The sequence below is a fragment of the Mediterraneibacter faecis genome (assembly GCF_055383675.1).
The window spans coordinates 1,465,450-1,487,605 of sequence record NZ_AP043803.1 but is presented as its reverse complement, the minus strand read 5'-3'; the positions used below and the strand labels follow the sequence as shown (position 1 = coordinate 1,487,605).

20 protein-coding genes and 3 tRNA genes are annotated in these 22,156 nt (G+C 43.4%); 4 read left to right on the top strand and 19 right to left on the bottom strand.

What is annotated here, in order from left to right:
• Window positions 1–48 precede the first annotated feature (48 nt).
• From ACZ47Z_RS07020 to ACZ47Z_RS07005, 4 genes are all read right to left on the bottom strand, one after another.
• A complete protein-coding gene (locus ACZ47Z_RS07020) occupies window positions 49–1,305 on the bottom strand; it encodes an ABC transporter permease (RefSeq protein WP_054751119.1) in 1,257 nt (418 codons plus the stop codon).
• A gap of 43 nt (window positions 1,306–1,348) precedes the next feature.
• Window positions 1,349–3,160: an HlyD family secretion protein gene (locus ACZ47Z_RS07015; protein ID WP_464526007.1), complete on the bottom strand. Its 1,812-nt coding sequence runs from the start codon at window positions 3,158–3,160 to the stop codon at window positions 1,349–1,351.
• Entirely contained in the window at window positions 3,153–4,508 is a 1,356-nt protein-coding gene (locus ACZ47Z_RS07010) for an efflux RND transporter periplasmic adaptor subunit (protein ID WP_464526006.1), read from the bottom strand. Before ACZ47Z_RS07010 ends, ACZ47Z_RS07015 begins: the two co-directional genes overlap by 8 nt.
• A gap of 153 nt (window positions 4,509–4,661) precedes the next feature.
• Entirely contained in the window at window positions 4,662–5,888 is a 1,227-nt protein-coding gene (locus ACZ47Z_RS07005; protein ID WP_464526005.1) for a M20/M25/M40 family metallo-hydrolase, read from the bottom strand.
• Window positions 5,889–6,176: 288 nt separating this feature from the next.
• Here ACZ47Z_RS07005 and ACZ47Z_RS07000 point away from each other — a divergent pair, with 288 nt between their 5' ends.
• On the top strand, window positions 6,177–7,673 hold the full coding sequence (locus ACZ47Z_RS07000; protein WP_464526004.1) for an aminotransferase class I/II-fold pyridoxal phosphate-dependent enzyme: 1,497 nt from the start codon (window positions 6,177–6,179) through the stop codon (window positions 7,671–7,673).
• A gap of 69 nt (window positions 7,674–7,742) precedes the next feature.
• On the opposite strand, the gene ACZ47Z_RS06995 is transcribed toward ACZ47Z_RS07000, so the two are convergent.
• On the bottom strand, window positions 7,743–9,227 hold the full coding sequence (locus ACZ47Z_RS06995; RefSeq protein WP_054751116.1) for an AAA family ATPase: 1,485 nt from the start codon (window positions 9,225–9,227) through the stop codon (window positions 7,743–7,745).
• A gap of 238 nt (window positions 9,228–9,465) precedes the next feature.
• Between ACZ47Z_RS06995 and ACZ47Z_RS06990 the strand changes: the two genes are divergently transcribed.
• Window positions 9,466–10,011 carry a DUF4234 domain-containing protein gene (locus ACZ47Z_RS06990; RefSeq protein ID WP_227165367.1) on the top strand — a complete coding sequence of 182 codons (546 nt, stop codon included), beginning with the start codon at window positions 9,466–9,468 and terminating at the stop codon, window positions 10,009–10,011.
• A 76-nt stretch (window positions 10,012–10,087) separates the two neighbouring features.
• Here the strand turns inward: ACZ47Z_RS06990 and ACZ47Z_RS06985 are convergent, their stop codons facing one another.
• The 14 genes from ACZ47Z_RS06985 to ACZ47Z_RS06920 all read right to left on the bottom strand — a co-directional run bounded on the left by ACZ47Z_RS06985 (window position 10,088) and on the right by ACZ47Z_RS06920 (window position 21,385).
• Window positions 10,088–11,764, bottom strand: a complete 1,677-nt coding sequence (locus tag ACZ47Z_RS06985; protein ID WP_464526049.1) for a uridine kinase family protein — start codon at window positions 11,762–11,764, stop codon at window positions 10,088–10,090.
• A gap of 83 nt (window positions 11,765–11,847) precedes the next feature.
• Window positions 11,848–12,633, bottom strand: a complete 786-nt coding sequence (locus ACZ47Z_RS06980; RefSeq protein ID WP_015529030.1) for a Nif3-like dinuclear metal center hexameric protein — start codon at window positions 12,631–12,633, stop codon at window positions 11,848–11,850.
• Window positions 12,623–13,345, bottom strand: coding sequence for a tRNA (adenine(22)-N(1))-methyltransferase (locus tag ACZ47Z_RS06975; protein WP_054751337.1), 723 nt, complete (start codon window positions 13,343–13,345; stop codon window positions 12,623–12,625). Before ACZ47Z_RS06975 ends, ACZ47Z_RS06980 begins: the two co-directional genes overlap by 11 nt.
• 2 nt (window positions 13,346–13,347) lie before the next feature.
• Window positions 13,348–14,469: an RNA polymerase sigma factor RpoD gene (gene rpoD / locus ACZ47Z_RS06970; protein ID WP_054751114.1), complete on the bottom strand. Its 1,122-nt coding sequence runs from the start codon at window positions 14,467–14,469 to the stop codon at window positions 13,348–13,350.
• A 56-nt stretch (window positions 14,470–14,525) separates the two neighbouring features.
• Window positions 14,526–16,304, bottom strand: coding sequence for a DNA primase (gene dnaG, locus ACZ47Z_RS06965; RefSeq protein ID WP_464526003.1), 1,779 nt, complete (start codon window positions 16,302–16,304; stop codon window positions 14,526–14,528).
• Window positions 16,305–16,487: 183 nt separating this feature from the next.
• A tRNA-Leu gene (locus ACZ47Z_RS06960) sits at window positions 16,488–16,572 on the bottom strand.
• Window positions 16,573–16,596: 24 nt separating this feature from the next.
• A tRNA-Leu gene (locus ACZ47Z_RS06955) sits at window positions 16,597–16,681 on the bottom strand.
• A 27-nt stretch (window positions 16,682–16,708) separates the two neighbouring features.
• Window positions 16,709–16,793, bottom strand: a tRNA-Leu gene (locus tag ACZ47Z_RS06950).
• Window positions 16,794–16,974: 181 nt separating this feature from the next.
• Window positions 16,975–17,331, bottom strand: coding sequence for a 50S ribosomal protein L20 (rplT, locus tag ACZ47Z_RS06945; protein WP_015529026.1), 357 nt, complete (start codon window positions 17,329–17,331; stop codon window positions 16,975–16,977).
• 33 nt (window positions 17,332–17,364) lie between these two features.
• Window positions 17,365–17,562 (bottom strand): 50S ribosomal protein L35, encoded by a 198-nt coding sequence (gene rpmI / locus ACZ47Z_RS06940; protein ID WP_015529025.1) that lies wholly within the window; start codon window positions 17,560–17,562, stop codon window positions 17,365–17,367.
• A gap of 58 nt (window positions 17,563–17,620) precedes the next feature.
• On the bottom strand, window positions 17,621–18,115 hold the full coding sequence (gene infC / locus ACZ47Z_RS06935) for a translation initiation factor IF-3 (protein ID WP_020435606.1): 495 nt from the start codon (window positions 18,113–18,115) through the stop codon (window positions 17,621–17,623).
• A 283-nt stretch (window positions 18,116–18,398) separates the two neighbouring features.
• Complete coding sequence (locus tag ACZ47Z_RS06930; RefSeq protein WP_020435923.1) at window positions 18,399–19,262, bottom strand: DegV family protein; 864 nt, start codon at window positions 19,260–19,262, stop codon at window positions 18,399–18,401.
• A 146-nt stretch (window positions 19,263–19,408) separates the two neighbouring features.
• Window positions 19,409–20,776, bottom strand: a complete 1,368-nt coding sequence (locus ACZ47Z_RS06925) for a spore germination protein (protein ID WP_054751111.1) — start codon at window positions 20,774–20,776, stop codon at window positions 19,409–19,411.
• 90 nt (window positions 20,777–20,866) lie between these two features.
• Window positions 20,867–21,385, bottom strand: coding sequence for a dCTP deaminase/dUTPase family protein (locus tag ACZ47Z_RS06920; protein WP_020435921.1), 519 nt, complete (start codon window positions 21,383–21,385; stop codon window positions 20,867–20,869).
• A 217-nt stretch (window positions 21,386–21,602) separates the two neighbouring features.
• On the opposite strand from ACZ47Z_RS06920, the gene ACZ47Z_RS06915 reads away from it, so the two are divergent.
• On the top strand, window positions 21,603–21,845 hold the full coding sequence (locus tag ACZ47Z_RS06915) for a hypothetical protein (protein WP_015529020.1): 243 nt from the start codon (window positions 21,603–21,605) through the stop codon (window positions 21,843–21,845).
• Complete coding sequence (locus tag ACZ47Z_RS06910) at window positions 21,842–22,108, top strand: hypothetical protein (protein WP_242999336.1); 267 nt, start codon at window positions 21,842–21,844, stop codon at window positions 22,106–22,108. Before ACZ47Z_RS06915 ends, ACZ47Z_RS06910 begins: the two co-directional genes overlap by 4 nt.
• The last annotated feature ends 48 nt before the right edge of the window (window positions 22,109–22,156 follow it).

Genomic DNA, 22,156 nt, shown 5'->3' with positions numbered 1-22,156 from the left:
AGATATAGAAGGAAATTGAAACAAGTATTTTCTTTTTCCTCTGTTTTTTTATTCATGTCTAAGTGCCTCGATTGGATTCATGTTCGCCGCTTTCACGGACGGGATCAGTCCGAAGATAATACCGATCAGTGTGGAGAACAGCACTGCTATCACAATCGAAACTCCGCTGATCGCTACTGGAACCGCTGAGACTTTGGATATAATGTACGCAAGTGCGATTCCTCCAAGAACACCTATAATTCCTCCAAGCAGTGTCAGTACCGCCGCCTCTGTCAGGAACTGTGTCAGAATTCTGCGCTTTCTCGCTCCGAGTGCCTTCTTTAATCCAATCTCGCCGGTACGTTCTGTAACCGACACGAGCATGATATTCATAACTCCGATTCCACCAACTAACAGGGAAATGCTGGCGATCCAAATCAGCTGCTGATTTGTCGAGTTACTGATCTCCTGGATCTGTGTTGCCTGTTCTAACAGATCTTCTCCTTTGTATTTCACGGTATCATCTGAAACTGTCAGCATAGCATTTAAAATATCTGCGGCTTTCTCTCCTGCCGTTGTCATATCATCTGTACTTTTTGCACGCACGACAAGGTTCTGTGGTTCGTCATACTGGTAGATGACCGGCCATACATTATCCGGAATAATGATCTTTCCACTCTGGTCATCTGACATGTAGCGGTAGTAATCTTCCATTGAGTTGATTACCGGCTGGGACTCTGCTTTCTTTGCAACCATTCCAACGACAACAAAAGGTTCTCCTTTAATTTCGATCGTTCTTCCGATCACATCTGCATTGTCGAATAAACTTGCCGCTGTTGTCTTGTCTATCAAGGCTACTTTTCGTCCTTCGGAATAATCTTTGTCTGTTAATCCTCTTCCTTTGGTTATCTGATATCCGTAAACATCCAGGTAATTTCTGTCAATTCCAAGGATCACGCTGTTACTTAATGACTTTGCGCCGCGGTAAACTGCGTCGTATTCATTTCTTGTATGATATAAAGACGCTGTCTCCACTTCCGGGAGTTCAACGACTTCCTGCAATGTCTCGTCTGAGATCTCCGGCACTCCGTCCGGGAGTGACTGATACTGCAGATCGATCGGCCAGTCACCCTGATAGAGCTGTACATTTACCGCGTCATTTCCTGCACCGACCAGATTCTTCTTAATCTGTTCATTCGTTCCTTTGATCGTGGACACAATTGCTATAATGGAACCGATTCCTATGATGATTCCGAGCATTGTGAGCGCAGATCTTAATTTATGATTCCAGATTCCCTGAAACGCCAGTCTGATGTCTTCTAACATAATGGCACCTCACTCTCTTTCATTTTGATACTGTTCAGTCTTCTTAATAATAGTCGTACAGGGTATCTGCTTCCTGTGTCTTTGCGCCTTCTTTGACATCTCTGCCGTAAGGGAATGCGATCATGTCGTCCATTGTGAGACCGGAGGTGATCTCCAGTGAATTGTACATATTTTTGCCAACCTCTACATACTGTTTTGTTAATCTGCCGTTATCGCCCCGCTTGTAGACATAATAGCGGTTTCCTTCCTCGCGGACAAACATTTTTTCAAGATAGATTGATCCATCACTACCTGCTGCAATTCCATCCATCGACAGATTCACAGACTCACCATTCGAGAGATTTGCGTCTCCGTGGATCACGAGCGTGAACGGATAGAAGGACTGATTCTGGTTCTCTCCTGTGGAATAATCGCTTACCGGTGAGTTGCCAACACCTGTAACTGTCGCTTCGTAGGATTCTCCCGACTGCCAGGACATTACAGTCGCAGTCATTCCTTCTTTGATCTGATCAAGCATTGTCTCTCCGACTCTTCCGGTCACATAAAAACCTTCTTCTCCGACAACGCTGACGACCGGTTTGTTCTCATTCTTTGCAGACGCTTCGTCAGTCGCTTCTTTGACTACACCTTCTACCGTACTTTTAATCACGCCGTCCCCGACCTTTTTCTTCAGCTTTTTCAGTTCCAGTTCAGCGGATCTCTTGGAAAGATCCAGATCTTTGATCTTCTGCTCTTTCTCCTTGATTTGCTTCGTCACCTCTTCCTTTGACGGGAGGTCCGGGGTGTCTGGGATAACCGGATCTTCTGAAATATCCGGTTCCGGAGTTGGCTCTGGTTCCGGAGTTGGCTCTGGTTCCGGAGTCGGCTCTGGATTTGGAGTCGGCTCTGGATTTGGAGTCGGCTCCGGGTCTGGAGTTGGTTGTGGATCCGGTATGACTACCTGTCCTGTTTTTCCATCGAGGATCCAACAGGATAAGAATTTTGTCGGCGCTTCTGCGTTATCTACGACATCAAAGGCACACACTTGACCCTCTTTTAATACTTTGAGCATAAACGGTGCATTTACGGCTGCCCCCGGTGCACAAAGATAACGATACGGTTTTTCCATTGTTCCGTCTGCGTCTTCTTTATTATAAGGAGCAGAATCTAATGTGATCTCACTGTAAACCTCTTTTCCCTTTAATGCTTCAGGAAATGGACGCTCGATTGCGGAAGACGGTACATCGTCTTTTTTGTTATCGTCTTTGGATGTATCGTCTTTTGTATTATCATCTTTCGAAGCATCGTCTTTTGAAGTATCATCCTTCGAGGTATCGCCATCCGGTTTTTTATTCTCATCCTCTTTTGATGTATTAAGAATGGTTGTCTTTACAGCACTCATCTTCTGTACAGTTGGCTGCTGTTCTCCAGCTGTGCTTGTCTGCACGACGGATACCCCTGTATCTGCCTTCGCGGTCTTTGTCCCCTTGAGCTGGGTGATCTCTTTCTGCAGGTTCTGAATGTTCAGGTCAATCCCCTGAATCTGCATTTCTTTCATCTCAAGCTCCAGGGAAGAAAGTGTCGTGTCGTATGCCACAAGACGGTCTCCAACTTTCACCGTATCCCCGGCTTTCACGTAAACCTGTGTGATCGGCATAGTATCATCCACGTAAATGTCCTGCTTCTGGTTCGTTGTGACGGTTCCGTAACTTGCAATCCCGCTATCATCGTACCAGCCGCCGGAATTCAAACTGCTGACAGGAGCTACTTTAACAGCCTTTCCGCTGTTCTTCACTGCGAAACCGATTCCAAGTGCAAGAACGATACAGCCTGCTGCCACAGGAATGCCGATCTTGATTATTTTCTTTTTATTCATCCACACTCTCCTCCGTTCCCGGAACTCCTTCCTGCATTGCATTTTCTTCTACAGGTTCTTCGTAACCGCCCTCGGCTCCTGACATATCTGAAGTACTGCCTGATGTACCTGAATCGTTCTTCACAACAGCCGCACCTTTTTTGCACTCCTCGCTTGGCCATACAATGTAATCAGAAGCTTTCAGTCCGTCTACGATCTCACAGGTTCCCATATCTTCGTTCGTCTCTCCGAGTGTAACAGAACGCTTCTCCAGCTTGTCATTATCTCCTGCTACCCATACATATGGATGATCTGAATCTGCGTCTACAATGTAGTCACGCATCAGCCACATCTTGTCTGCTTCCAGTGAAGTACTTGTCTCGATATAGACATGCTGTCCGAGCATCAATCCATCTATTGTATCCAATGTGACATAGAATGGATACTTTGTTGCCTGATTATCGCTGTTCTCAGAACCATAACTCATAGAATCCTGGGAACTGTTCTCCGGCTTCTCTGTGTCTACATTATCTACTGTACCTGTCCAGATCTCATCTTCATTCACTCTGGAGCGGATCGTCACCTGTGTGCCCGGTGTCAGATCTCCGATGTTCTGCTCGCTGATCTTTCCTTTGATTCTGTATTTTCCTGTAGAAAGGATACTCATAAACGGTTGGGACTCTCCTGTAGAAGGGTCTGTTCCCTGCTGTTCGTTGATCTCCTGTACAATTCCGGCAACTGTAGAAGTTACTGTAGACTGTTCCAGGCTCTTCTGTGTACGATTTACTTCCAGCTCTTTTACTTTATAATTGTACTCTTCCTGCTTGATCTCCATCTGAAGTTCCTGGATCTGTGTCGTATAGGACAGCTGTTCGCTGGCCGGCGCACTCTTCTTCTCCGTTGTAAGTGTCGCGATCTGTGAATTCAGGCTGCTGATGTTGTTCGTGATCTTCTCAAGCTCCAGTTTTCCCTGATCTAATGTCATGGCAAGCTCTTCTGTATCGTATTCAAACAACTTTGTTCCAGGCTCTACTTCCTGCCCTTTTTCAACAAAGATCTGTTTTACCTTCTGATTGTCTGCCAGTGTCAGTTTCAACGTATCCTGTGCTTCAACCACTCCTGTAAACCGGTTCTGTGTCCCAAGTCCTGTCCCTGTGATCATTCCGACGGAATCCGCATAGAGAACATTCTCTCCATCTGCTCCACCTCCGCCTGTCAGATTCTTCACAAGAATCAGGGCGATCACTGCCACAAGGAAGATACCTCCGCCGATCAACATTCCTTTTTTCTGTTTTGTATCCAATCTTCTTTTTTCTTTCGGCTGACTGGAGCTCTGTGTGTCGGATGACTGCTTTCTGATTCCCCGCATCTTTTGCCCTCCTGCTTTATTTTATTTTTACTTCTTTTTGTGCAAAAGATAAAATCTCCGGGACATCCGGTACAATCTGCACAAAATATTCTCTCATACCATCAGTATACAGGAAATGTGCCTAAAAAGACATTGATATTTTCTTAAGATTTTTTATCTTTTTTCTATAGCCGGCTCACAGACTCCTTCTGCTCCGGCAAGCAGAATCATCAGAAGCAAATCTCTCTGTGGTCCAAGCCATGCTTCTTTTGGCTCGTACCATTCCTGAAGGGTATGGATTCCGTCTTCTTCTCCACCTCTTCCAACAGTGATTGCCGGGATTCCCATACTGATCGGGATATTCGCATCTGTACTACTCTCATACCGATACTCCGGTTCAATCCCCAGCAGTTCTGCCGCCCGGAATGCTGCTTTCACGATCGCACAGTCCTTTGGCTGTGCCCCCGCCGGTCTCACACCGCGTCCTTCGATCTGCACTTTGATCTGCGGCTTTGAAACATCCCATCTTGCATTTTCTTCTTCCACTGCCAGTTCGATCACTTTATGAAGTTCTTCATCCAGTCGGTTCAATTCTTCTTCGCTGTCCGAGCGGAGGTCTACCAGCATAGATGCAGAACCTGAAATTGTATTTACAGAAGTTCCTCCCTGGATCACGCCTACGTTAAATGTCGTCTTCGGCTCATCCGGAACCTGGAATTCTGCGATCTGTGCGATGGCTCGTCCCATTGCATGGATTGGATTAGGAATGCCAAAGTTCTGGAAACTGTGACCACCTCTTCCGGTAAATGTCACCTCATAACGGTGACTTCCTGTTGCCGTATAGATCACCCCGCCCGTATACTGGTTATCAATCGAGACAAATGCATCTACCTCTGGACATTCTTCTGAAGCTTTGTTGTCGTATCCGAACAGATACTTCACGCCCCTTAGATCTCCAAGTCCTTCTTCACACACATTTGCACAGAAGATCAAGTCCCCTTTTGTGTGAAGATCTGCATGGATCATTGCTTTCGCTACTGCGATCATCTCCGCCACTGCATGTGTGTCATCGTTAATGCCGGGGCAATAATAACGATTCCCTTCTTTTCTTATCGACAGATCTGTCCCTTCCGGAAATACTGTGTCTGTGTGTGCTGCAAGCATTACACTTGGTCCTTCACCGGTTCCCGGCCAGATCCCAAGCACATTTCCAACAGCGTCAATCCTGACATCCCTAAGCCCGATCTCCCGGAACCGCTCCCGGATATACTCCGCTTTTTTCTCTTCCTTATAAGAAGGTGCCGGAATCTGACACATATTGAGCGTGTCCTGAGTCGTTGCCGGATCTTCTTCCTTTATATATTCCAATGCCTGTTTTATTTTTTCATTTTCAAGAATCATTTCCCTGTTTCCCTTCGTTCTGTGTACTTTGTATTTTGCTGTAATAAACACTTTTAGTATATCATATTTTCTTAATGATACCGTGATTTTGCGGATTTTCTATAACATTAATTTTTTTATTGAACTTTTTCATTTATCGTGGTATACTCTGGCTAAAGTTTTGAACTCTTAAATTGAACTTTTTAGAGATTTTCGTATCGAAGCAGATTTTAAATTGAACTTTGTATTTTGTTAATACTTTATTAATGGGGTCTGACCACCGGAAGGATGCCCCCAGAAAGGAGCTTTATGGAAACCTTTGCAGACAGATTAAAAGCCGCTATGAACGAGCAAGGCCTGAAACAGATTGATCTTGTTCGTCTTGCCCAGCAGAAAGGGATCAAGCTTGGGAAAAGTCATGTCAGCCAGTATGTCAGCGGGAAGACAATCCCGCGTACCGACATCTTACATTTTCTGGCAGATGCCCTGCAGGTTGATCCTGACTGGTTAAACAATAATAATGATAATGATTCCACACTGTCAGATGTTGATAAGATACAGACATCCGCAGATAATTCAGGAGGTATGAAAGTGAGAGAATTCAAGAAATCATCCAAGTTAAATAATGTATTATATGATGTGAGAGGTCCGGTTGTCGATGAGGCTGCCAGAATGGAAGAGATGGGAACTCATGTACTAAAGCTTAATATCGGAAATCCGGCTCCGTTTGGCTTCCGTACACCGGATGAGGTGATCTATGACATGAGCCGTCAGCTTTCTGACTGCGAAGGCTACTCTGCTTCTGCCGGTCTGTTCTCTGCGCGAAAAGCAATCATGCAGTATGCCCAGTTAAAGCACCTGCCGAATGTAACGATGAGCGATATTTACACAGGAAATGGTGTCAGTGAACTGATCAATCTTACCATGTCTGCTCTTTTGGATACAGGAGATGAGATTCTTATCCCGTCTCCGGATTATCCGCTCTGGACAGCTTGTGCTACACTTGCCGGTGGAAAGCCTGTGCACTATATCTGTGATGAGCAGTCTGACTGGTATCCGGATATCGAAGATATGCGTAAGAAGATCAATGACCGTACAAAAGCGATCGTTATCATCAATCCAAACAATCCGACCGGTGCTCTTTATCCGAAGGAAGTACTGCAGCAGATTGTAGACCTCGCAAGAGAGCACCAGCTGATCATTTTCTCTGATGAGATTTATGACCGTCTTGTTATGGATGGAAAAGAGCACGTTTCTATCGCTTCTCTTGCACCGGATCTGTTCTGCGTGACATTCAGTGGACTGTCCAAGTCCCATATGATCGCCGGATTCCGTATCGGATGGATGATCTTAAGTGGAAATAAAAATATTGCAAGAGACTATATTGAAGGAATCAAGATGCTTTCCAACATGCGTCTTTGCTCTAATGTTCCAGCACAGTCCATTGTACAGACAGCTCTCGGCGGACATCAGAGTGTAAATGATTATATTGTTCCGGGTGGACGTATTTACGAGCAGCGTGAATATGTTTACAAGGCTCTGACGGATATTCCGGGAATCAGCGCAGTAAAACCGCAGGCTGCATTTTATATGTTCCCGAAGATTGATACGAAGAAGTTCAATATTGTGAATGATGAGAAATTTGCTCTTGATCTGCTTCGTGACAAGAAGATCCTGATCGTTCAGGGAAGTGGATTTAACTGGCATCAGCCGGATCATTTCCGTGTGGTTTATCTGCCGCGTATTGAAGTGCTGAAAGAGGCGGTTGGTAAGATCGGGGAGTTCCTGCAGTACTATAGACAGTAGGAATTCAAAAAATGAGCTTTGGAAAGCCAAAACTTTCCAGAGCTCATTTTTTCAGGGCAAAGCCCAACTTTATCCAAGCAGTTCTCTTACCATCTCTGCATCAAATTCAACTTTCTCCACATGGTTCACCTCAATCTGATATAGTGCATTTGCTGCGATGTGTTCTGCTGCCTGTTCCAGATCTCGGATTCCTGATGTATTGGAGTACAGTTCAATCACTTCATTGAGTGCCTCTTCTGTCATAATGCACTCTTCTGCCTTCAGGCTCATGCGTTTCAGCACCTTCGGAAGTGCGAATTTGGAGAAGATTACTTTCTTCTCTTCCGGTGTATAATCCGGGATATCAATGACAGCGAAACGGGACATGAGCGGTGCACTGATCTGATCCTTGTCATTCGCTGTAGCGATTGGATATACACCAACGGTAGGGATCATACACTCCATGTAATTGTCTGTAAATCCAAGGTTGTCCAGCAGTGTAAGCAAAACATCTGCCGGGTTTCCGTTTCCCTTTCCGGATGCCGCCTTATCCAGCTCATTAATAATGAATACCAGATTGGATTCTCCTGCCATGGAGAATGCTTCCATGATAATACCTGGCTTTGCGTTCGAATAGATTCTTGAACTTCCTGTCAGCTGTTCTGGATCGTTAATGGAACTCATGTCCAGTGTTGTCCAAGGAAGTTTAAGGATTCTTGCAACTGCATAAGCAATCTGAGATTTACCTGTTCCTGCCGGTCCGACAAGCAGAAGTCCGTACGCCGGAAGTGTGTGTGTACGGTTGATCTGAATGATTGTCTCTATGATTCTCTGCTTTACTTTCTCCATTCCATACAGCTCTTCATCCAGAATTCTTCTCGCTTCATCCGGATCGATTGCTTCAAAGTAATTACTCTTCCACTGAATATTCATCATGATAGAAAGTGCTCTCTGTGCGTGACGGCGCTCTTCCTGAGAGACCTCGTGAGAACGTGCAACTGCAAGATTTCTTCTTGCCCACAGACGAATGTTATCCGGAAGTGTACGTCCTGCGCATGTCATAAAGTCTGTAATACTCTGAATACTTGTAAGCTTCATGTCATCTCCGGACTCTTCCTGCTCGTCATCATTGATTTCTTCTTTTGGCGCATCACTTGCAAACAGCCGCTCGATCATAAACTGAAGGAAGCCGTCCTCAGCAGATAATTTTGTTCCGCCTCCAAATGCGATCTCACGGATTCTGTAAACGGCATAACCATCCGGCTTATTTTCTCCGGAAAGACGTACATTAATGTGATTTTCTCCAAGCCATTTTAAAAGGCTGACAAAACGTGCATCCACTTTCAGGATATCTGCACTGCATGTTCCGTCCTTTTCATCAAACTCAAATGCGGTCTGCTTATTCTGATTGGTAAATACACCGCAGGAATGATGATTCCACTTCCGGTTCTGATTATCCAGAACAAGAATCGGACACTCCGGTGTCGCATGGTCTTCGTTGGAACAAAATGTTGTATAAGTACACTGAACTTCTTTCTTATCTTCCGGTGCACTGTTAAAGTCAAATACTGGCATACTTTCATCTCCTCATGTTTTGTTTTCAGAAACATTACTATTCTACCACAAACTTTTTGAAAGAAAAAGGAAGAATATTATGCATATTTCAGGTTTATTTCTATCGAATATCTTAAGATATCCTAAAACTTGGCTACATTTCTTGTAACTTGTATCTTTTTATGCTACGATACTTTTCAGAAGGATCTTGTCAACTTCTGACATTTTTCGAACTAATTCATGCAAAGGAGAATCTTCTATGAAAATCTGTCCAAAATGTAATTCACTCTGCGAAGACAGTGCTTCTTTCTGTCAGGAATGTGGTGCTCCGCTTCCCACTCCTAATGATAATGCTCATACACAGGAGAATCAAAAGCAGCAGGAAAGCCAGTTCCAGCAGAATGCATATTACCAGAATGCATACCAGAACAACTATAATCAGAACAATTATTACCGGAACGGGGCAACTGCAGGCATTATGCCACGTAATCTTGTACTTGCAATTGTTTTTTCTTTTCTCACCTGCGGCATCTACAGTATCTACTGGATGATCAAGCTGAATGATGAGGTGAATCAGCTGGCCGGAGAGCCACAGGCAACAAGCGGAGGCATGGTATTCCTATTTTCTTTGATCACCTGTGGAATCTATGGTATTTACTGGGCTTATAAGATGGGAGAACGCTGTGACCGCATCAGAGGAATACAGGGGAATTCTTCTATTCTCTATCTGATTCTCTCGATTTTAGGATTAGATATTGTATATTTCTGCTTATTGCAGGATATGATCAACAAAGAGGTATCTTAATGCAAAGAGGATACATAGAAATTCTTGTCACATACAAGTTTTCTATGTATCCTCTTTCTTCTATCTTTCTATTGCATTAGACATGGAAACATCCACCGCCAATAAATTCTCTCAAAAGTGAATTCGTTGGCACAGTGTCATTTCCGATTCCTACGAAATAATCCAAAAATTTCAACAACCGCTTTGCTTCAACATATTCCGGAGAGTCTTTGCTTACACCAAGAAGCAACGGCTCCACATACTGTTTCAACACTGCCAGTTCATAGATCAGGGAAGAGTTAAACATCACATCTGCATATTCCTGATATGGGAAAATATTCTTCTCTTCTCCTCTTCTCACTGACGGCCACATTGAGATGGTCTTTGTCGCCGATGCTCCTCTTGTTCTTGCATCCCTGACAAGTCTTCGGATCAAACGTCCGTCTGTAGACGGAATCCGGTTATGCTCATCAATATTCAGCTGTGTTAATGCACTGATATAGATCCTGAATTTCCGGTCATCACATAACTGTTCTGTCAGCTTCGGATTCAGGCAATGGATTCCTTCGATTACAAGGATATCATTTTCACCGAGTTTCTTTGGCTTTGTTTCAAAATTCCGTTTACCGGTCTTAAAGTCAAAAACCGGAAGATAGACTTCCTCGCCTGCCAGCAGATTGCTCATGTCCTCATTGAACTTTTCCACATCGATTGCTTCAATGCATTCGAAGTTATAATTTCCATCTTCGTCCTTCGGTGTTTTCTCTCGATCTACGAAATAATTATCTACAGAAATCGGATGTGGATGAAGCCCGTTCACTCTGAGCTGAATGGATAAGCGATGTGAAAATGTTGTCTTGCCGGAAGAAGAAGGTCCTGCGATCAGAACAAACTTTACCCCCGGACGATCTGCGATCTGCTTTGCGATCTCTCCGATCTTGCGCTCCTGGAATGCCTCCTGGACAAGAACAATCTCACGCATATCATCCTGCGTGATCATGTCATTGAGCGCGCCGACGGTATCAATCCCCTGCTGGTCTCCCCATCTCACAGACTCACTGAGTACACGAAACAGCTTATCCTTTGGCACAAATAAAGGCACTTTCTCCGGTTCGTCTTTCAACGGCATCTGAAGTACGATTCCGCCCTGATACAGATACAATGCAAAATACTTCAAATCTCCTGTATCCGGCATCATATAACCATAATAATAGTCACGGAATTCATTCATGGCATACAGATTCACGTGGGAACTTCTCCGATACCGGAACAGGCGTTCTTTATCAAACATTCCATATCGATGGAATAATTCCACTGCCTCTTCTGTATGGATCAACTCTTTTGTGATCGGAAGTCTCTGCTGTACAAGTTCATACATGCGTTCTTCAACTTTCCATTGGAATTCCATTCCCACATGATCGATTCCTTCCACCGTACAGTAAAATCCTGCACCAAGCGAAAAATGAATCCTTACCCGCACCTGCTGCGGACGCTCATGGCCAATCACATCGTGTACTGCCTTAATAAAAAGAAAGCAGACACTTCTCCGATACGTGTCATATCCCGCCGTATCCTGTGTTGTAATAAATTGCAGCGTACAGTCTCCGGAAACCTGTTTTCTAAGTTCTTGCAGACGATGTCCATCCAGCATCACAAGTGCGATCTGATGTTTATACTCTTCCTGAAAATCCTTCGCGATCTCCTGATAAGACGTCCCCTTCTCATAAAGATACTCTTTTCCGCTTATCGTAACCTTACATTTCTGACTTTCCAACTCCTCAGCCACCTCCACTGTCTTTGTGAACTGCTTTCCGCTCACAGCTGCCCTGCTGAACATTATTATGCGTTCACTTCTGATTATATGATCTGGAATGGATGCTCGATTGGATCTGTAAGTACATCCAGCACTGGAAGTTTCTTCTCAAAGAACTGCTTCATATCTTCAATAAAAATATATTCTGTGCCATAATGTCCTGCATCAATTACTGCAAGCCCCTGCTCTACTGCATCAATTCCATCATGATGCCCGATATCTCCTGTTACAAGAACATCTGCCCCCTTCTCGAGAGCAACTGCAATCGAGCTCTTTCCTGATCCCGGAGAAATTGCAAGACGGTGTACTTTCTTCTGCATATCTCCAAATACTTTCAGACTTCCAAGTTCAAGTCTGTGTTTCACATAGACACAGCACTCTTCCAATGTCATATCTTTCTCCAGATTACCGATTCTTCCGATTCCTTCCGGATTCCCTTCTTCATCTGTATAGGTAACATCTAACACTTCCCCATTCTGAAGATCCATGATCTTTCCGGACAGTTCTGCCATACCAAGCACATCATAATTCGTATGCATTGCATAATAGGAAATGTCGTTCTGGATCAGCTTCACTATTCTTCTTGTAATAAAATCTTCATCCGTCACTTTCTTTACTGCTGAGAATAAAAGTGGGTGATGTGTGATCAGCATGTCCGCGCCTTCCTTGATCGCACGGTCGATCACAACATCTGTTGCATCCAGTGCCAGATAAATTCTGGACACCTCTTTCTCTGAACGTCCTGCAAGCAGTCCTACATTGTCAAATCCCAAAGCTGCTGTTCGCGGGAATGTTGCCTCTATTACCTGTATAATCTCTTTACACTGCATAATATTTCATCCCTTTCTCTGCTTCTACAAGTTCCTGTTCCAATTCTTCTTTTCTCTGACGGATCCGGTCAGAATCTTTCGCTTTCAATCCTTCTAAAATACTTTGATAAATGCGTATCTCTCTTTCCAGATACTCTCTGAGTACCGGATGTTGTTTCTCCAGCAAAAGCTTTCCATATTTTAACTGAACCGTATCCCAGCACTTTACTTCTGTATCTTCGCCTGCTGTATCAGCCACCGGTGGTCTTACCTTCATCATAGGATAATATTTTCCATCTTCACAGACCATATCTTCTTCCAGAAATTCATATCCCTTCTCAAGAAGAAATGCCCGCACTTTCTCAATCTCTGACTGTGGCTGAAGGATACACTCCTCGAGCTTTCGCACCACTTCCTCTCCTTCTGTCAGGATCCGGATCACAAGTCCGCCGCCCATTCCTGCGATGACCGCAGACTGGACTTCTCCCGGCTGTAATGCCTGAAATCCATTGGAAAGTCTCGTCTCTATCTCTGCTTCAAGTCCATTCTCGCGGATATGTTCCTCTGCTCGCTGCAGTGGTCCTTCATTGACATCAAGTGCAACTGCTTCTGTAATCTTCTTCTGCTGTGTCAGATAAATCGGAATATATGCATGATCCGTTCCAATGTCCGCTAATTTATAATGGGCGGTCACAAGATCTGCGACCGCCTGTAATCTTTTCGATAATTCCATCATTAATCCAGATAATCCCTCAGTTTTCTGCTTCTGCTTGGGTGACGGAGCTTACGGAGTGCTTTCGCCTCGATCTGACGGATACGCTCTCTTGTTACATCAAACTCTCGTCCAACCTCTTCAAGTGTACGTGCTCTTCCGTCATTCATTCCGAAACGAAGACGGAGGACTTTCTGCTCTCTCTCTGTCAATGTATCCAGTACTTCATCCAGCTGCTCTTTCAGAAGTGTTTGTGCAGCTGCCTCTGCCGGAACCGGTACATTATCATCCTGGATAAAGTCTCCAAGGTGGCTGTCTTCCTCTTCACCGATCGGTGTCTCAAGAGAAACCGGTTCCTGTGAAATCTTCAGGATCTCACGTACACGTTCTACCGGCATATCCATCTCCTTGGCAATCTCTTCCGGAAGCGGTTCTCTTCCCAGTTCCTGAAGAAGCTGTCTGGATACACGGATCAGCTTGTTGATCGTCTCAACCATATGAACCGGGATACGAATTGTTCTTGCCTGATCCGCGATTGCTCTTGTGATTGCCTGACGGATCCACCATGTAGCATAAGTACTGAACTTATATCCCTTGTGATAATCAAACTTTTCAACTGCTTTGATCAGACCGAGGTTACCCTCCTGGATCAGATCAAGGAATAACATACCTCTTCCAACATATCTCTTTGCGATGCTGACTACAAGTCTTAAGTTCGCTTCTGCAAGCTCTTTCTTGGCTTCCTCATCGCCTTCTTCCATTCTCTGTGCAAGCTCGATCTCACGTTCCGCACTCAGAAGAGGTACCTTACCGATCTCCTTTAAGTACATACGGACCGGATCTTCGATGCTCACACCTTCCGGAACTGACAGGTCGATATTCTCCATATCCACTTCATCTTCCTCAGATATGATAATGTCATCCAGATCTACGTCCACCTCGTCCGGTGTATCTCCGCTAATGCGCAGCACATCAATGTTATTTGCCTCAAGGTAATCAAATACTTTCTCCATCTGCTCTGTATTGAGTTCCATATCATTGAAAAAATCATTGATCTCCTGAACATCCAGTATGCTCTTTTTCTTTTTACCAAGTGCAACCAGGTCTTTCAATCTCTCAAGAAATTTCTGTGTAATATCGTCCATGTGTTCTTCCTTCCTTCGCTGCGCGCATCCGCAGCCTGTCTTGTTTTATTTTATCCTTATTGAATTGTAATATTCAAATTCTTCAGGTTCTCCAGCTTCCGTTTTTCTTCCATCAAATGCTGTAACCCCCGCATATCTGTCGGGTCGAGATTCATTGTCTGATGCTCAATGCTATAACTCTTCACCCGCAGGATTGTCTCCTGTAAAGCCTGTTCTCTCTCTTCCTTTGTCCTCAGCTCTTTGATTCTTGTGTTAAACAAAGAGGCTGCTTCTCTGTGATCTTCTTCCTCTGTGAAGTGATTCAGTATCTTCGCAGGATTCAAGGCTCCCTGCTTTCTCTGCTCATATAAAAGTTCTGCAACCGTCCGATACAGACTTTCTGTAAAATCACCCGGGCTTATGTACTGACTGATCTGATCAAAGAGCCTGTCATCATCGATCATCCAGGTCAACAATGCTTTCTGTGAAGTAAGGATTCCATCTTCCTTTTGCTTCTTCTCAGATCCCTCTGCCCGTTTCGGTCTTGCGACCGGTCTCGCCATTCCGGCATTCACAGCCATCTTTGCGACCATCTTCTCCAGGCTTTCCCGGCTGACCCGGTATGCTGTTGCAACAGCTTCGATATAGTTGTTACGCTCCAGCTCATCTTCGAATTCAAGCAATCTCCTCGACACTTCCCTGAAAAAATCTGTCTTGCCTTCGGGAGAATTCATATCATATTCTTTCTCCAGCATCTCCAGGCTGAACATGAATCCATTACGCGCCGCATGGATCCGCTTCTCATATTCTTCTGCTCCAAGGTTCTTAATGAATTCATCCGGATCTTTATATGGATCCATCCTTACAACTTTAGCAGAAATCCCGGCCTCCCGCAAGATCGGCACTGCGCGAAGTGCTGCTCTTGTACCGGCTTCATCACTGTCATAAGTCAGATACACTTCCTGGACATAACGCTTGATCAGAGCTGCATGCCCTGCTGTCAATGCAGTCCCCAATGAAGCTACCGCATTCGTAAATCCGGACTGATGGAGAGAGATCACATCCATATATCCTTCGCAAAGAAGAAAGTATGGCTTTCTTGATGTTCTGGCACGGTTCAGACCATAAAGATTCCGGCTCTTATCAAAAACGACCGTCTCCGGTGAATTCAGATATTTCGGTTTCCCATCTCCCATCACACGACCACCAAATCCGATCACACGGTTATTGACATCCATAATTGGAAACATCACACGATTCCAAAACTTGTCGTACACACCCTGACGTTCATCCGTGTTGATCAGTCCGGCCTGTCGAATCAGGTCTTCACTGTATCCCTTCTCTCTCAGATACTTATACAGATCATCACTGTATTTGTTCGAAAATCCCAGTCCAAACGCTGTGATCGTCTCATCTGAGAGTTCACGGTTCTTAAGATAACTGTAGGCCTGACTTCCACGCTCTGATTTCAGCTGTACGTAGAAATACTTTGCAGCCAGCTTATTCATCTCAAGAATCGTAGACTTTAAATCTGCTTTTTCCTTCGCTTCTTTCGAGTATTCCATCTCCGGAAGTTCGATTCCTGCTCTGTCCGCAAGAAACTTCACTGCTTCTACAAAAGAAAAATTCTCATATTCCATAAGAAATGTAAAAACATTCCCTCCCGCCCCACATCCAAAGCAGTAATACATCTGCTTCTGTCTGCTCACAGAAAAAGATGGTGATTTCTCATTATGGAACGGACATAATCCAAAATAAGAGCTGCCTTTCTTCTGCAGCCGGACATATCCGGAAATCACATCTACAATATCATTCCTTGATCTTACTTCTTCTATCAGTTCTTCTGAGTAGTACATGAATGCCTCCGCTTAATGTTTAAAGAATACTCTATTATATATATTCGACAAAACTCTTCTCTTTCCTTTTTATTTTTTTAATTTTCTTCTTTTTTTCTTTTCCAATATTATTTTCCAAGCAGAACGGTTTTATATATAAAAAAACCAAGAATACTTTGTTCTGTACTCTTGGTCTTATCTTACTGCGGAAGATGGGACTTGAACCCACACGATCGCATTGATCACAAGATCCTTAGTCTTGCTCGTCTGCCAGTTCCGACACTTCCGCATTCTGAAATATTTTTTGAAATGATGCGGAAGATGGGACTTGAACCCACACGATCGCATTGATCACAAGATCCTTAGTCTTGCTCGTCTGCCAGTTCCGACACTTCCGCATTTCTAAAATATTTTTTTGAAAATGATGCGGAAGATGGGACTTGAACCCACACGATCGCATTGATCACAAGATCCTTAGTCTTGCTCGTCTGCCAGTTCCGACACTTCCGCATATCATCATTTTACCGTGGTCATCTGCGTTACCGCCTTGCCACAACGACTATAATACACGTTGCGGCATTAAATGTCAACAGTTTTTTTAATTTTTTTAAAAATTTATTTTTTATATACAATTAATACAATAAGAAAACCCGGTCTTCCGAAGAAAACCGGGCGAAAATACAAGCTCAAATTAAGCAAGTTTCTCTTTTGCTACTGCTGCGAGTGCTGCGAATCCTTCTCTGTCGCTTACTGCAAGCTCTGCAAGCATCTTTCTGTTCATGTCAACGTTAGCCAGTTTAAGACCATACATGAATTTGCTGTAAGAAAGTCCATTCATTCTTGCAGCTGCGTTAATACGAGCGATCCAAAGCTGTCTCATCTGACGCTTACGCTGTTTTCTTCCTGCGTAAGAAGATGTGAGTGCTCTCATTACAGACTGTTTTGCAACTCTGTACTGTTTGGAACGAGCTCCTCTGTATCCTTTAGCCAGTTTCAGTGTTCTGTTATGTTTCTTCTTAGCGTTCATTCCGCCTTTGATTCTTGCCATTTCCTAATCTCCTCCTTAATCTACTTCCAAATCTTACAGATATGGTAAAACCTTCTTCATGTTCTTTACATTTGTTGCATCTGTAATAGTTGCCTGTCTCAGATTTCTCTTTCTCTTTGTAGACTTCTTTGTTAAGATATGGCTCTTGTAAGCTTTATTTCTTTTCAGCTTTCCTGTACCTGTTACTTTGAAGCGCTTTGCTGCCGCTCTATTTGTTTTGATTTTTGGCATGATAATTTCCTCCTTTATTGTGCTGCCTTACAGGATCTTCATCCCGGATCATATTGTCTTAACGTTTTTCAGCTAAAACCATACTCATATTTCTGCCTTCCAATTTTGCTGCCTTTTCTACCGTAGCAACATCTTCCAGCTGCTTTGCAAAATCATCAAGGATATGCTTGCTCTGCTGTACGTGAGCCATCTCACGACCTCTGAAACGCAGTGTCACCTTAACCTTATTTCCCTTGGAAATGAACTTCTTAGCATTGTTCACTTTGGTATTCAGGTCATTCGTATCAATGTTCGGTGATAAACGCACTTCTTTGATTTCAACAGTTTTCTGTTTCTTCTTGGCTTCTTTCTCTTTACGAGTCTGCTCGTATTTGTACTTGCCATAGTCAATGATCTTACATACCGGTGGCTTTGCTCCCGGTGCAATCTTCACCAGATCAAGCTCTGCTTCCTGTGCAAGCTTCATTGCATCTCTGGATGACATGATGCCTAACTGTTCCCCATCCGCGCTGATCAATCTTACTTCTTTATCTCTGATCTGCTCGTTAATCATTAAATCGCTAATTGTCGTATACCTCCGTCAAATGAATTTCCTTTAGGTTCTTACGCGAAAACACAAAAAAACGAGTGAATATCATATCCACCCGACAAATGTAATAACTCCAACAGGAGCTCCTTATTATCGATATCGGACCATCAGTCACTCAATTGTGCTGCGGTGAGAGTGGATACTCTACTTTGTTTTTTGCTTAACGCAACATCTAATCTACCATATCCACTCTTTCCTGTCAACACTTTAAATGCATTTTCTTTTGTTTTTTTATTTTTTTCGAAATTTATCTTTCATTTCCCATGCAGAATACGGCAACAACACCCGGTCCTGTATGACTTCCGATCACTGTTCCGATATTATTGATCAGAATATTCTCTATTCCCATCTTCTCTCTGACACGTCCGGCAACATACTCTGCATCTTTCAGGCAATCTCCGTGCGTGATCATTATGATCTCATTCTCCCAGCCTTTCGACTGTTCTACTGCCATATCAACAATTTTATTCAGAGACTTCTTGCGACCTCGTTCTTTCGCAATCACCTGAAGTTTTCCATTGTTATCCATATGTATGATTGGTTTCACTTGCACGAGTGTCCCCAAAACTGCTGCCGCTTTGGAAATACGTCCACCTCTCTGCAGATGATTCAGATCATCCACCGTAACATTATGGCAAACGTGAAGCTTGTTCTCTTCTGCCCACTTTGCAATCTCATCAATCGTCTTACCTTCTTCTTTCAACTTAAGAGCATAGTACAAAAGCAAGCCCTCTCCCAGGCAGGCGCAAAGTGTATCGATCACGATAATCTTTGCTTCCGGATAATCCTCCGCCAGTTCTTCCGCCGCGATTCGCATACTATTGCATGTTCCGCTTAATCCGGAAGAGAATCCAAGATGAAGTACATCTTTTCCTTCCTTCACAAACGGTTCAAGCATCTCGCGTGCTTCCTCCGGATTGATCTGAGAAGTCACAGACATATGGCCTTCTCTTAATTTCTGAAAGAACTCTTTTGCTGTCAATCCTGACATATCTGTGTAAGTTTCTCCATCAATTGTATATTTCAACGGAAGAACCGGAACATGTCTCTCTTCCAGCCATTCCTTCGGTAAGTCTACAGTACTGTTCACGGTAATAATGAACTCTCTCATGTCAATAACCTCCTGCTCTCTTTCTTCCGGAAACCACCACTACATTCCATATAGCAGACATGTATTTTCCGGATAAGCAATATTTTTTATATCATACCACCTTTTATAATAAAGAGCAAAGATATATTAACAAAATTAAGATTTTGTCAGTTAATTTTTACATTTAGATAATTTCTTCCTGAAAGTGTTTTATTAAACACGAGGAAACATAATACCAAAATACATCCCACAACAAATCCATACAGATTAAACACTGCAGTCAGTACAAGAAGCATCAGTCTCATAAATTTTAATGCATATCCAAGTTCGAAATTCGGCTGTGTATAATTTGCCACTGCCACAAATGCCATATATAGCATTACTTCTGAATTGAACCAACCGGATTCTACCGAAAATTCTCCCATCACAATACCGGCGATCACACTCAACGGAGTACTGAGCATCGTTGGCGTATTCATCGCAGCCAGCCGTAAACCATCAATTGACAGTTCAAGCAGAAGAAACTGCCAGATCAATGGAAGATTGATCTGATCACGCACCATTACAAATGAAAAAACGTCCGGTAGCCACTGCGGATTCTGCATATATAATAGATACAATGGTGTAAAAAACACCGTTGCGATTGTGATCAGGGTTCTGGAAATCTTCAGATACATTCCGGTCAATGTCGGAAAATAATAATCATTTGCCTCTTCTATCATATCCAAAACAGACGTTGGAAGTATCATTGCCGACGGCGAGTTATCCACCAGAATCACAACCTTTCCTTCCAAAAGACAGGCTGCTGCCGTATCCGGTCTCTCTGTAAATTTGAACTTTGGGAAAGGATTGAACCATTTTCTCTTGAAAAGTGCTTCTGCAAGACTCTGCTGATTCATTCTCAGGTCATCTACCTCAAGTTTCTCAATCCTTGATTTTATATTGTTTAAAAGTTCTTCATCTACACGGTCTGACATATAGCAGACTGCTATGTCCGTTCTGGAACTCTGACCTGCTTCTGTCATTTCCATAATCAGATGTGGATCTCTGATCCTTCTCCGCATCAGTGCCGTATTGAATACAATTGTCTCTACAAAACCATCTCTGGAACCGCGAAGCGATTTATCTTTATCCGGCTCGTCTACACCGCGGGCAGGATAACTTCTGCAGTCCATACACAGTGCCGCATCATAACCCTCTACAAAAAACACCGCTGTACCGGAGAGTACATTCCTCAGAATATCATCAAAACATTTCAGCACATCCACTTCTACATAAGGAATCTTCTGTTTTGAAAAAGTTTTCGCATCCCGCGGAAGATCTTCTGCTGTAATAGAAAGAAAAGAATCCATAATCTTTAACATTGCTTCATCTTTTATAAATCCATCAATGTAGTAGAATACCGATTCTTTTCCACCGATCTCCATCTCCCGGCGGATAATGTCAAAGCTTTTCTCCACCGGAAGGGTCTGATCCATATATTGAATATTTTCTTTAAAAGAACAACCGACTTCTTTTTTAATCTTTCTGATCATAAAACCTAACCCTCTTTTTCTGCCTCTTATTTGCCTTGGCTTCACTGAGTTTAGGTTTCCCTTTTTCTTACAAATTATTCTGTCAGCCTTTTATTTCTTTTTTGTTGTACTTCCAAATCCACCATTTCTTACTTCTGTCACGTCATCATCTAATGTAATTCCGTACTGTACGAAGATTCCCTGCATGAATCCATCTCCTGCTTCTACTTCTACGGTTTTTCCTTCATTAGAATCATTTGTGATCTTTGCAAAGATCTGTCCTTCATTGTCGGAATAATAATAATCGCTGTCGATAATTCCTACTGTATTATTCAGCTGCAGTCTGTACTTGAATCCCAGACCGCTTCTCGGATAACACTTCAGTACCCAGTCCTGTTCCATCCACACACGGACTCCCGTTGGAATCTTGACGGTTTCTCCCGGTTTCAGTGTGATTTTCACCGGTGCGAAGAAGTCATATCCTGCACTTCCGGCTGTCGCTCTTCCCGGCAGTTTTAAAGACTCGTAGATTGCTTCCATCTCTTTTTCTTCCGCTGTCTCAAATGTGTCTTTCCACCCTTCAAAAAACTTTTCTTTACTCACTTTTTCAAATCTTGCAATTCGATTCATCTCTGTTAATAACCTCCAATTTATTTTCACATTTTATCTGTTTTCTCATTCTTCTTGCCTCGTATACAGGAAGTTTATTCTTTCCTGCCCGCAAGCACTGTAATTCATTATTATAAAATACTTGAAAGTAAAAAACAAGTTGGTGAAATAATTCTCTTGAGATATTCTGTGTTTAGAGTATAATAGATTTTATAGACACGAAACAGAAGGTGAGAGTATGCGAACAATGGACTTTACTACAGAACAGCCAGATTGCTGCTCTGTCGGTGATTATTTGGAGATTGTCGAACATGAGCTTCCCACTTCCTATTGGTATATGCTTGAGCATGCCTACGGCGCAAGCACGAATTTCAAGAACCGGGAACGCTTGAAGGCCCGCAAAGGCAAAGTCATTAAGATCTGGAAGGACGACAGATTCAACTATATCACCCTGGAATTTGATGAAGAGGATGTGAAATGATGTACAACAAAGATGATGTTATATATATTCTTGAGAACAACACAACAATCCGTAAAGGAAAGATTGCACGCAAGCAGGGGGAGAACTATATCATTCAGCTGATCGGCTCCTGCGGCGCACTGACACTGCCGGAAGATCAGCTATTTGAATCTGAAGAAGCTGCTGAAAAGAGCCGACAGCAGATCAAGCTGAACAGCGCGGATGTACAGAATGATTTCATATCTGTAAAACCGGATCCTTTCGACAACTGGATTGGGCGATAGGAATTGGTCTCAGAGTTGTTGAGAATATTCGTAATCGGCAACAGGATA